Raw genomic sequence first — 12,374 nt, forward strand, 5'->3', positions numbered from 1 at the left:
AAATAAAAAGCTGAGTCTATATTTAGTCTCAGCTTCTCTTTTTATCTACAAACTCATATCAACTAAATATGTACACATTTCAGTAAAGCATTTCTCAATCAGTATCGAACGAGGCTCTTCGCGCCGAATAATAATACCAAGAGGAGAATTTATTGTGGCATCAGCAATAGGAACAACATCAAGATTTGGGTTCAATTTTTCAATTCCTTTTGAAAGAGGAACAATTGAGGCACAAAATCCTGCATCGACTGATTGCATAAGATGAAGTGTAGAACTACTTTCAACTAATACTTTCGGATGCAAATTATAGCGCTGAAATGCCAGATCAACGGATTGTCTAAAATGATTTTCTTTATTAAGCAGTGCCAATGGCAATTTAACTGCTTCATTCCATGAAATCGTTTTTGCCGAAGGCATAAAATGATTACGATGAAATAAAAGCCCCAATTCTGTTTGCTTTAAAGCATAAATTTCATGTTGCTGAGTATTCGCTTTTTCTAAATAGCAAATACCAATATCAAGGCTATTATTATTAAGACAATCGACTATCTTTTCACTATCACTCGACATAACCTGAAAGCGAATTTCAGGAAAAACGGATGAGATTTTCTGCAACATTTTCATTGGGTTTAAATTAGTTAATGGCACAATGCCTATACGCAATTGTCCTAATAACTGTTGTCGAAAATTAGCCGCTTCTGCCTGTAATCCATTATAAGCAGACTCCATTGTTTTCGCCCACTTTAGGATTTTCTCGCCTTCTTCTGTAAATCCTTCAAAACGAGAACTCCGCTTAATAAGCACAACATCTAGCTCTTTTTCTAAATTACGTAATCGCATGGATAAAGTAGGTTGTGTGACATGGCACATTTCAGCAGCCTGGCCAAAATGTTGAGTTTTATCTAATGCGATTAAATAAAATAATTGTTTTATGTCGATATGCGATGACCTCATGATAAGCAGGTGAATAGAAAAAATAGCCGTTCTTATACTATAAGATAAACAGTACGCGCAGTTTTATTTACCTTCCAGCTTTTTATCTATAAGTAAAGATAGAAGATAAAAATGGGGAATCCTAACTAAATAAAAAAGCTCACTCTCATTTTACTCTCAGAGTGAGCTTGTTTTAAATACAATATTAACTGACTAACTTAACGGATTAATATTGTTCTTTAATTTTAAAGACTGACACTTTATCTGTTAAATTTTGTGCTTTCTCATCTAAAATCATCGTAGAAGTCGCACCTTGTTCAACTAAAGCCGCATTTTGCTGAACAACAGAATCCATTTGGTTAATGGCGACTGCGATCTGTTCAATACCTACTTTTTGTTCTTCTGATGCGATACTAATACCTTGCATGATATCGCTGACTTTAGTAATAGAAGAAACAATGTCCTGCATATGCTCACCCGTTTTATTCACTAACTCACGGCCATGAGCCACATCGGCAACGGACTCTCTGATAATTTGGTTAATTTCACGCGCAGCATCCGCACTTCTTGCGGCTAAATTTCTCACTTCAGTTGCAACAACAGTAAATCCACGGCCTTGTTCACCGGCACGCGCTGCTTCAACCGCTGCGTTTAATGCTAGAATATTAGTTTGGCTTGCAATGTTATTAACTACATCATTGATTTCAGCAACTTTTAATGTGCCTACTTCGATCTTTTTCATCGAACTAATTGCATCATTCATGATATTAGAACCATCAATTGCTAAATCACGAGTTTCTGCTGTAATAGAGTTTGCTAAAATCGCATTATCAGTATTATTAACAACGGCAATTTTTATCTCTTCCATACTCGCAGCTGTTTGTTGTAGGGCGCTTGCTTGCTCCTCAGTACGAGAAGAAAGATCTTGATTACCAGAAGCAATCTCTGCCGAGCCCTTTTTGATCTCTAACGCTTCTTCTTTAACAAGTTGAATAGTCGATGTTAACTCAACTTGCATATCACCAACATTAGAAAACAAAGTTCCAAATTCATCATTTCGTTTTTTAGGTAAAGTAAAACTTAAATCCCCTTCTCCCACTTTCTGCAAAATGTCTGATAGAGTATTCAAATTAAAGATAAACGTTTTATTTACCCAACGGATAACAATATAAAGAAGAACAAGAATGATCCCCAAAGCAATGAGGGTTGTGTAAATTGATAACTGCACCATCCAAGCTTGTTCCGATTTAATATCGTCATTCACACCTTTAGTTATTATGAGATATTCATCAAAGAGATCTGATAAGCGATTAAAATCACTGGAAAGGTTTGATTCTGTATAATCTAGTGTATCTATAGGCGCAATAAGTTCATCGAGAAGATAATAGAATAGTACAGAAAGTTGCTCTGAATTGCGTTGTGCATCAGGACTGATCTTCTTTACTTCAACCCAATGTGTAATAGTCGCTTTTGATTTTGTTGCTAACTCTTTTGCTTCAGCAACAATGGATTTAATCGTTTCTTGTTTGTTTTCATCTGTCATGGTTTTTAACAACATCAGATAATTAACATGAGAACGAATAGTGGCTAATTCGTACCTTGCTTCCTGAACGTTATTTAATCTTGTATTCAAAGAATCTAATGATGCAAAGTTTTCTTGCATGCGATAAATAAAAAATGACGACAATACTGATGATAATAAGAAAATAGTTAACAGTATGATGGAACCTACTTTTGCTGATCTTTCAATACTCATGAAATAATCTTCCCCGATAATAAAATGATACAAATGCATTCATTTATCGGCACAAAATAGATTTTATTTACTTATTAATCAGAATTATCGATACAAACGATTAATACAGTTCTCAATCAATGATGGCAATTAGTTTTTTATTCTTAGATTCAAGTGTTAATCTTGATCATATACCGTTGTGAAATAATATTTCAGTGTTATTAATTGGTCGCTTTTTGAACGCATTTTTCATTTAAATAAAACACAGCAAACATTTTGCACACTCGAATAAATGACAAATATCATTTAACGATTAAAACATCTTAAGTATTTTTACAACTCAATCCATAAATTAGAGATAAATAGCTTCTAAAAAAATCACAGATAAGGTATAAACACTTAGGATATTATTAATGAAAAATTATCGCTTCTTTTAGAAAGAAAGGAGAAATAGAACCTACAAGCTATTTTAACTTTCATATAGAAGAATAAATCGAACCTTAGAGAAAGTGCCTAAAACATCATTGCAATTAATGCGTTCAAAAAGTTATTTTCTTAGCATCAAACAATCAACTCCTCTTTATATGAATATTCCTCTCAATAATTATTGAGTTAGATCAATTTTAATTTTCTGTCTTATTCACCAAAAAGAAGGATTTCATGGATTATTTATAAATACACATAATCCATTTTCATCATATACCCCAATTTTTGATTTTATTCAGAAAATTCTTACATTCTACTTTTCTCACAAATACTCACTTTACGCGTAAAATATACTTCCTTACATTACCTAACCTTTTCATACAATTCATCCTATAAAGACTGAAAATGAAACATAAATTAATATATAACTTATCAAACCAGATTTTTCACCTAATAAAAACTCACAAAACGAGTATCAGAATTAGTTTGCGTTTGCATTAAATTTCTTAACATATTGATATGCCTATCACTTACTAAAACTTAAGTATAACCTTACAATAATTACTCCCTTGATAGGCATTACCTATTACATAATGATATCGCATAGGGTAAACCATTTTTACGCACTTATTTATGTGTAATATAGTTACTCAAACCGAAATGGCTAATTTTAATATGTGATAACTTCTAAATATTAGACCTCATGTTATTGGAATTAATTTATGAACGATCTAGACACTAAAGTAGGCTTTTTTTTTAAAAAGGCGAGAAAAGAGAAGAAATTATCAGGTCGTGAACTGGCAAAAATAATCTCTGTTAGCCAACAACAAATATCTCGTTATGAAAATGGCAAAAATAGCATGTCACTTAGTTTAATAAATAAGTTACTCATTATTTTTGATAAAACATGGGATGATTTAAATCGTGAAGTAATAAGTACCTACAACGAAAAGGTGCCAAATACACAATCAAAAAAAAGAGACTATGAATTTAGTGGCACAACCGCGAGCCAACTAAATTAAAAATAAGTATTAAAAAAAATCACTATAGCATCACTATAAGCAATTAATCATGAAAATAAAATATTTAATTATGTTTTATTTTCATGAGCTATTAGCTTTATGAAGTTAGGGGTGTTAACAACCGACGAAACTATTATTTCGTATTAATAGATAATTATTAGGAAAATAGAAAACGCTTATTAAGTGTTTTTATTCGCCATGGATAGCTTTTATTTGTTTTTACACTAATAGCGAGTCAAATAATAAATTACTAAATATCATTTATATTTAGCGATTTATTAAAACGTAGTTATCTAATATAAAACGAAGGAATTTAGAATGAAAAAATCTATCATTGGTGCATCTTTAGCAATGGCATTTGGTCTAATGGCTGGTAATGCTTTTGCTGCTGATAATACTGGTACGATTACTTTTAATGGTGAATTAACGGATACAACTTGTAAAGTTGATATCGAAGGCCAAGGCCCAGATGCAACTATTACTCTGCCTACAGTCAGTACTGCAACTTTAACAGCTGCTGGCCAAGTAACTGGTCGTACTGGTTTCAATATGAACCTGTCTGATTGTAAAGTCGGTACCGCTGGCCATAAAACAGTATCTGCATTCTTTGAAACTGGTGCAACTGTTGACCAAGCCGCTGGTCGTCTGAACAATATGGATGTCGCTGCAACTGGTGCAAAACTGGTTCAATTACAACTGTTAGATGGTAGCAATGCATTCGCACCAATCAAAATTGGTAATACTTCTCAAGTAAATGCAACTGCTTACGTTCAAATTACTGATGAAAAAGCCACTCTACCATACGCTGTTGAATACTACGCTATCGGTAAAACCGAGGCTGGTAAAGTAACAAGTAGCGTTGTTTATACTCTGCAGTATAAATAATCGAAATAAACAGGGGGGAGGCTTCTCCTTCCTGTTTGCTTTTTATTAATGGAATAAAGATAAATATGAAAACCACTAAATTAATTAAAAGCTTTTTTTTGAGTTTATTAATTATTATTCCAACATGGGTGAATGCTGCCGTTGTTATTAGTGGCACTCGTGTTATTTATAATGAAAATGAAAAAGAAGTAACGCTTAAAGTTTCTAATGAAGGAACTGTACCTGTATTAATTCAAAATTGGCTTGATACCGGAGATGTCGATGCAGCTCCAGAAACTATTCAAGTTCCTTTTGTATTAACGCCCCCCGTTTTTCGTATTGAACCAACTAAATCCCAGACATTAAGAATTGGTTATACCGGTGGCGTTGCTTTACCAAAAGATAAAGAAACTATTTATTGGCTAAACGTATTAGAAATACCACCTAATGCAACAGGTGAAGAAAATAAATTACAAATTGCTTACCGCTCTAGAATAAAACTATTTTATCGCCCAATAGCACTAAAAGATAAAATGGGAGCCATTGAAGCAGCTGAAGGCTTAAAGTTTTCAGTTTCAGGTAACACGTTAAAAGTCATCAATAATGCCCCCTATTATGTTTCTTTAGTTTCTATTTCTCTTAATGGAAATGATAAACAACCTATTGATGGTGAATTAGTTCCACCATTAGGTAGCCATGATTTTGCTATACCCAATGGCATATCAACAAATATAGGAAATAAAGTCGTTTATCGATATGTAAACGATTGGGGCGCAATGAAAATAGTTGAATCAAAACTTTAATTCTCCAGTGATTTCATAAAATATACGGGAATATTTAAATGAGCAGTTATATTTTAAAAACTATTATAATATCTGCTGGTGCGACTTTTTTTCTAATCGCACCCTATACCTATGCAGAAAATATAACAGTAACAGAGAAGAATAAATGGCTGCCGAATGGTAATCATGCATTATCGGGTGTAAATACATTACCCGCGCATGTTGCGACACAAAGTTTACCAGCAAGTGCTAATGGCAATAATTTGCCTACCACAAATGGTAATAATAATACCGCAACCACATTTAACCCTATTTTTATGAATACGTCACAAAGTGATATTGATATCAGCCGTTTTGACAAGGAAAACTCAATATTACCTGGTACGTGGGATGTTGATGTTTACGTTAATAATCATTTTATTGCTAAACAAAAAATCACTTTTAGAGAAATGGCTAACCAAAAAGTGGAACCCTGTCTCACTAAAGACACGATGAGCCTTATCAATATCAAAAATGATAAACAGTCTCCATTGCTGAAAAGTGCAATGGAGCTTCATGAATGTATTGAATTAGTCAATCTCGTTCCTTCAACAGCCGTTACCTATGATCCTTCAATACAACGCCTTAATGTTGAAGTGCCGCAAGCACTTGTTGGCTATAAACCGAGAGGTTATGTAAGCCCTTCACTATGGGATAGAGGGATCAATGCCCTATTAGTGAATTATAATGCTAACTATTTTACATCTAGAAATAACGGCAAAAATTATGATTCCGCGTTTGCAGGTATTGATAGCCATGTGAATTTGGGCACATGGAGTTTTCATCATACTGGTAACTACTCATGGGACGAAAACAATGGCCATGATTACACATCAACCTATAACTATTTAGAGCGTATTATCACCACAATCAGAGGCGTAGTACAAATTGGTGATGTGCTAACAACAGGCCAGCTATTTGACTCTCAGCCACTAAGAGGTATCCAACTCTTTAGTGACGAGAAAATGTTACCGGATTCTCAACGTGGGTTTGCACCAACCATCCGTGGTATTGCAAAAACCAATGCGCGAGTCATTATTCGCCAAGATGGACGTGTTATTCACGAAACAGTGGTTTCACCAGGCCCATTCGAAATTGATGACCTCTATCCTTCTGGTTATGGTGGTAACTTGGATGTCACCATTCAAGAAGCCGATGGTTCACAACAAAACTTCAAAGTTTATTATGCTTCACTAGTGCAATTATTACGCCCTGGGCAACATAACTACACTGTTGCAGCAGGTCATTTAAATTCCAAATCTGTAGATTATGATCCTACTCTATATCAAGCCACCTACCGCCGTGGTTTAACCAATATTATTACAGGCTATGCAGGTGTTCAGGGTACAGGTGCAGATTACTACGCTGTTCAAGTTGGTTTGGCATTAAGTACACCTTTAGGTGCCTTTTCTGCCGACGTCACACAAGCCCGAGTGCATTTAAATACGACCGCTTCTGCTGTTAATAGCGGACAGAGTTATCAGGTGAGTTACAGTAAATATATTCAAGATACCAACAGTAACTTGACTATTGCGGCATATAAATTTAACTCCGAAAACTTCTACGACTATACCTCTGCAGTACAGGCAATAAATGAAGAAAAACATGGCAGAAGTATTAGTAATATCTGGCGTCCAAAGAGTCGTTTTAACGTTACCATCGATCAGGGGTTAGCTGAGGGATGGGGGAACTTTTATGTCACCGGTTATACCCAAAACTACTGGAATAATGATACCACCGACTTACAGTACCAATTGGGTTATAACAACAACTGGCGTAGATTGTCTTACGGTCTTAACGTAGGCCAAGTCCGTAATGCCGAAGGTAAAAAAGAAACCACCTTTGAGATGAACTTTACCTTACCATTGTATGATCTCAGTATTGACCATATGCCAACCTTAACCGCAGCTGTGACTCGTGATGGTCGAGGTTATGTGGGTGAAAGACTCGGTATTTCTGGCTCTGCGGGTGCGGATAACCGTTACTCTTATGGTGTAACCGCAATGAATACAAACCACGGCGTTGGCTCAAGTATGACGATGAGTGGTAATGCAAGAACAAACTTTAGCAGCTTAAGTGCAACCTACGGTATTGGTGAGCACTATCAAAATGCATCAGTTGGCGCGAGTGGTTCGTTAGTCGGTTGGTCAGGTGGTTTAGCTACATCGCCTTATCAAGGTAACACCTTCACTATTGTTGATGCTGATGGCGCAGAAGGGGCCGCGGTGAGTGGCTATCCAGGCATCGAAGTTAACAGCTTTGGTTATGCTTTAGTGCCTTACTTAACTCCGTATCAATTAAACGATATCACCATTAACCCTAAAAATATGACCACTAGCGTTGAATTACAAAATACTCAAGCCTTTGTCGCTCCGTTTGAAGGTGCAATTACCAAAGTTGTCTTTGAAACTGATAAGGGTATGCCATTGTTGATTACTATCCAAAGAAATAATGGACCTATTCCATTTGGTAGTGTCGCTTACAATGAACAGAACAGTGAAGTGGGTAGCATTGGTCAGGGAGGACTTCTCTACGCCCGCGTTAAAAATTCATCAGGTCGTTTAACGATTAAGTGGGGACCCGGTGAAATACAGCAATGTACGATTAACTATAGTGCACCAGCACAAGATAAAAGTAACCAAAGTAGTTTTGTTCAACTTACTAGTGTATGTGGAGAATAAAGTATGAAGCCGATTATTAAAAATTCATTAGCCTTAATGCTTCTACTTTTACCCGTGGCTGAAGTAATGGCAAAAAAAGATGTAGAATGTAAAACAATTGCGCCAACTAAACAGCTACATGTTAATGTTGGAGGGGCTGTTTTTTTAGGACCTGATGCGCCAATAGGAAAGGTTCTATACCAAAGTTATGTCGATGCATCAGCATATAACTATAACTATCAATGTCATGCGGATTATTCTAGGGGCGATGAATATGATTTTGTCATGAGAGAAGCATCAAAAATGATCTCTATTTCAGGTTCTATTGTCACTGGGGCAGGTATTCCTGACGCTGTCTATAAAACAAATGTACCTGGCATTGGTGTTCGTTTCTTTATCGCACAAAATTTCAACAGACCTATAATTGCAGGTCAAACTCTCGATATATCTGGAGATGTAGTTCGTCACTTAGCTAAAGATGTATATGGCGGCCTAGATGTACAATACTGGGGTAAACCTTACTTATCTTTTTCATTAATAAAAATTGGGCCAATAACACCAGGAAATGTCAATTTTACGGCGAGAAACCAAACAATTATTAGCTTTCCGAATGAACGACTTGACCGCGTAAAAGCGCCTCAATTTCCTTATACGTTCTTTGATACTTATATTACAGCATCTATCAATGTAACATCATCTAGTTGCAAAACAAGTGATTACACAGTTGAGTTAGGTAAACATAAATTATCTGAATTACCAGCTAAAGGCAGTACAACGAATTGGATAAATTCAGATATCATCTTAACCAACTGTCCTGCATTTAGAGGCTATTATTCTGGATATAGAGGGAATATTCTTTCAACTGAAAAGAACCAAACTTTTCCTGATAGAAGCCCTAATGAGATAAAAGTAAGAATAAAACCTGCAAATCCAACTATTTCCACATATCCTGGTACTTTTAAAGTAAATGATGTCCCTGGCGCGGCAACAGGTGTCGGAATACAACTTTCATTTGGTAGTACAGGAGAGGATTTTGTTAGCTTTAATACGCTAAAAACATTTTCACAACCGCCTTCTGAAAGAGCGGGGAATGTTACAATTCCATTACGTGCACGATATATTCGTACTGATGACAGAATATCTGCTGGTACAGCAAATGGTGCCGCAATCTTTACAATAGAATATCATTAACCCCTTATTCTGTTTACCAGAATAAAATAAAAACTCACTCTGATACGTTAATTCAGAGTGAGTTTTTTATCGTTATAATGCTTGTTCTTCTATTTGAAAAACGGCCACATTATCCATCAACATCTGCGCTTTTTCGTCTAACATCATCGTTGAAGATGCGCCTTGATCCACTAAAGAAGCATTTTGCTGTACAACAGTATCCATCTGATTAATTGCCACCGCAATTTGTTCAATACCAACACGTTGCTCTTCTGAAGCAAGACTTATCCCTTGCATAATATTGTTTACTTTTGCAATTGAAGTGACAATTTCTTGCATATGTTCCCCTGTTTTATTAACCAGAGCAGTTCCTTCAGCCACATCTTCTATAGATGCTTTTAATATCTGACTTATTTCCTTGGCTGCATCTGCACTTTTAGAGGCTAAATTTCGCACCTCTGCAGCAACAACAGTAAAACCACGTCCTTGTTCTCCTGCTCTTGCAGCCTCTACTGCTGCATTTAACGCTAAAATATTTGTTTGGCTCGCAAGGCTATTAATAACTTCATTAATTTCACCAACCTTTAATGCACCTTGTTCTATTTTCTTCATTGATAACATCGCATCTTTCATCACATTAGCGCCATCGATGACGATATCATTGGATTGATTAATAATAACATTGGCTTCTTGGGTATTTTCGGTGTTATTGGCGACAGCCGTTTTAATCTCTTCCATGCTAGCCGCTGTTTGTTGCAAGGCGCTGGCTTGCTCTTCAGTACGAGAAGAAAGCTCCTGATTACCCGATGCAATTTCAGAAGCACCTCGTTTTATCTCTAAAGTCTCTCTCTTTACAGTAAGAATGGTAGAAGTTAAGGCTTTTTGCATATGGCCAACATGTGAGAATAGTTCACCAAATTCATCTTTTCTCATTTTAGGTAAAGTGAAAACTAACTCACCTTGACCAACTTTATTTAAAATATCAGATAATGTATGAAGATTAGAAATAAATGTTTTATTTACCCAAAGAATAACAAAATATAAAACAATCACTAAAATTAACAATGAAATAATGGTTGAATAAATAGAAAAATTAACCATGGTTTCTTGGTTATTTATAAGAGAAGCACTATTCTTCGCTTTTATGGTGATGTAATTATCAAATAAAATATTTAATCTATCAAAATCATTAGCAAATTCTTCATCATTTACATTTATTGAACCTGAAGTATTTGATGCGATAATTAATCTATCAACTAAATTATAAAATAATTTTGCAATGGCATCGGCACTTTTTTGTGCTTCAACAGTTACTTTTTTCTCTTTTGTCCACATTTCCATGGCACGTTTAGCGCTGTCAGCCAATTTTTTGTTTTTTTCAATAATCTCAGCATCTTTTGCGTTTGTTAATGCAGTATCCTGCATTAAGAAATTCACATTAGAACGCATCGTTGCTAATTCATAGCGTGCCATTAATACATCTGTGTAACGTGTTAACAACGTTTCCACTTGGGTGAAATTATTTTTCATTTTATAAATAAAAAATGAAGATAATGCCGAAGATAAAATAAAAACCAATAATAATACAGACGAACCTATCTTAGCAGATCGTTTAATGCTCATAATAAAAATACCTATACACATATATCGATAAGATTTATTTCCTTATCGACATAGTTGTTCTTTTATTTAAAAACAATAGGTATTTATAAGTTAATGATTTTTATTTCTAAAATATTAGTCTATCAATAAACAATATCTATATTTTAAATAATTTTCAATTTATTCTTATTTTATAAAATAATTCAACTAATATTATTAATAATAAAAAATCTATTTTTTATCAAAAAAATAAGTATTTCTATTTTATGATAAATATTATTTTTTATTCATCACATAAATAATCTTTATTCATTTACATTTAAAGTATAAAAATCGCTTTATTTTCAATGAGTAACAGACACACTATCTCATTCTGAGAACAATGATATAATATGTGCAATGACTTTAAAACTCTGATGATTTACGGAGCTTACTTTTTTATGCAACCCCAGTTTGAAAACTCAAAAAACACCGTAAAAACGTTATCAGTGTTTGATTTTGATGGCACGTTAACTTACCACGATAGTTTTATTCCTTTTTTAAAGTTTGCTTTCGGTAAACGTAAATTTTCACGCCGTTTAATTAAGATGGTATTACCAACATTACGTTGTTTTAGACGCAAACTAACCCGTGATGAATTAAAAGAAGTGCTTATCAAAACTTTTTTAACAAACATTGACGAACAATGGTTAAAAGAAAAAGCAGAAGCATTTTGTCAGCTTTATTGGGCTAAATTAATGCGCCCTACTGGCTTATTAGCAGTAGCAGAAGAAGTGAAAAGTAATGCCCAAGTTACTATTTGTTCTGCGTCACCAGCAATGGTTCTACAGCCTTTTGCAGATAGGTTGGGGATTAAACTGATAGGCACGACACTTGAAGTAGTTGATGGAAAATTGACAGGTAAAATTATTGGGAATAACTGTCGCTGTGGTGAGAAAATTAAACGTTTAGAAGATGTCTACGGAGATCTAACGCAATATCATATGAAAGCATGGGGAGATTCTCGAGGTGATCATGAATTGCTACTAGCCTCTCAAACACCTCATTGGCGTCACTTTCATACTGGTCGCCGTAAAGCTAAAAACTCGCCCATTAAAGTGACCGTAAAAAAAGAGTCTTAGTTGCTAACTGTTTTCCTATC

9 protein-coding genes are annotated in these 12,374 nt (G+C 34.8%); 6 read left to right on the plus strand and 3 right to left on the minus strand.

Going from position 1 to position 12,374, the window contains the following annotated elements:
• Nucleotides 1-45: 45 nt before the first annotated feature.
• Both LG402_RS17485 and LG402_RS17490 read right to left on the minus strand, forming a co-directional pair.
• Entirely contained in the window at nucleotides 46-939 is an 894-nt protein-coding gene (locus LG402_RS17485) for a LysR family transcriptional regulator (protein WP_319800760.1), read from the minus strand.
• 220 nt (nucleotides 940-1,159) lie between these two features.
• Nucleotides 1,160-2,689 carry a methyl-accepting chemotaxis protein gene (locus tag LG402_RS17490; protein ID WP_227336041.1) on the minus strand — a complete coding sequence of 510 codons (1,530 nt, stop codon included), beginning with the start codon at nucleotides 2,687-2,689 and terminating at the stop codon, nucleotides 1,160-1,162.
• A gap of 1,127 nt (nucleotides 2,690-3,816) precedes the next feature.
• Here LG402_RS17490 and LG402_RS17495 point away from each other — a divergent pair.
• The 5 genes from LG402_RS17495 to LG402_RS17515 all read left to right on the plus strand — a co-directional run bounded on the left by LG402_RS17495 (nucleotide 3,817) and on the right by LG402_RS17515 (nucleotide 9,652).
• Nucleotides 3,817-4,116 carry a helix-turn-helix domain-containing protein gene (locus LG402_RS17495; protein ID WP_109409136.1) on the plus strand — a complete coding sequence of 100 codons (300 nt, stop codon included), beginning with the start codon at nucleotides 3,817-3,819 and terminating at the stop codon, nucleotides 4,114-4,116.
• A gap of 318 nt (nucleotides 4,117-4,434) precedes the next feature.
• Nucleotides 4,435-5,001, plus strand: coding sequence for a fimbrial protein (locus LG402_RS17500; RefSeq protein WP_109409137.1), 567 nt, complete (start codon nucleotides 4,435-4,437; stop codon nucleotides 4,999-5,001).
• Between the two features lie 65 nt (nucleotides 5,002-5,066).
• Nucleotides 5,067-5,783: a molecular chaperone gene (locus tag LG402_RS17505; RefSeq protein WP_109409138.1), complete on the plus strand. Its 717-nt coding sequence runs from the start codon at nucleotides 5,067-5,069 to the stop codon at nucleotides 5,781-5,783.
• A 38-nt stretch (nucleotides 5,784-5,821) separates the two neighbouring features.
• Complete coding sequence (locus LG402_RS17510) at nucleotides 5,822-8,482, plus strand: fimbria/pilus outer membrane usher protein (protein ID WP_227336042.1); 2,661 nt, start codon at nucleotides 5,822-5,824, stop codon at nucleotides 8,480-8,482.
• Nucleotides 8,483-8,485: 3 nt separating this feature from the next.
• Entirely contained in the window at nucleotides 8,486-9,652 is a 1,167-nt protein-coding gene (locus LG402_RS17515; protein ID WP_227336043.1) for a fimbrial protein, read from the plus strand.
• A 72-nt stretch (nucleotides 9,653-9,724) separates the two neighbouring features.
• On the opposite strand, the gene LG402_RS17520 is transcribed toward LG402_RS17515, so the two are convergent.
• Nucleotides 9,725-11,254 carry a methyl-accepting chemotaxis protein gene (locus tag LG402_RS17520; protein WP_109409141.1) on the minus strand — a complete coding sequence of 510 codons (1,530 nt, stop codon included), beginning with the start codon at nucleotides 11,252-11,254 and terminating at the stop codon, nucleotides 9,725-9,727.
• A 419-nt stretch (nucleotides 11,255-11,673) separates the two neighbouring features.
• Between LG402_RS17520 and LG402_RS17525 the strand changes: the two genes are divergently transcribed.
• Nucleotides 11,674-12,354, plus strand: a complete 681-nt coding sequence (locus tag LG402_RS17525; protein WP_109409142.1) for an HAD family hydrolase — start codon at nucleotides 11,674-11,676, stop codon at nucleotides 12,352-12,354.
• The last annotated feature ends 20 nt before the right edge of the window (nucleotides 12,355-12,374 follow it).

It is taken from the genome of Proteus sp. NMG38-2 (genome assembly GCF_020640995.1).
In the GTDB taxonomy this organism is placed as follows: Bacteria; Pseudomonadota; Gammaproteobacteria; order Enterobacterales; family Enterobacteriaceae; genus Proteus.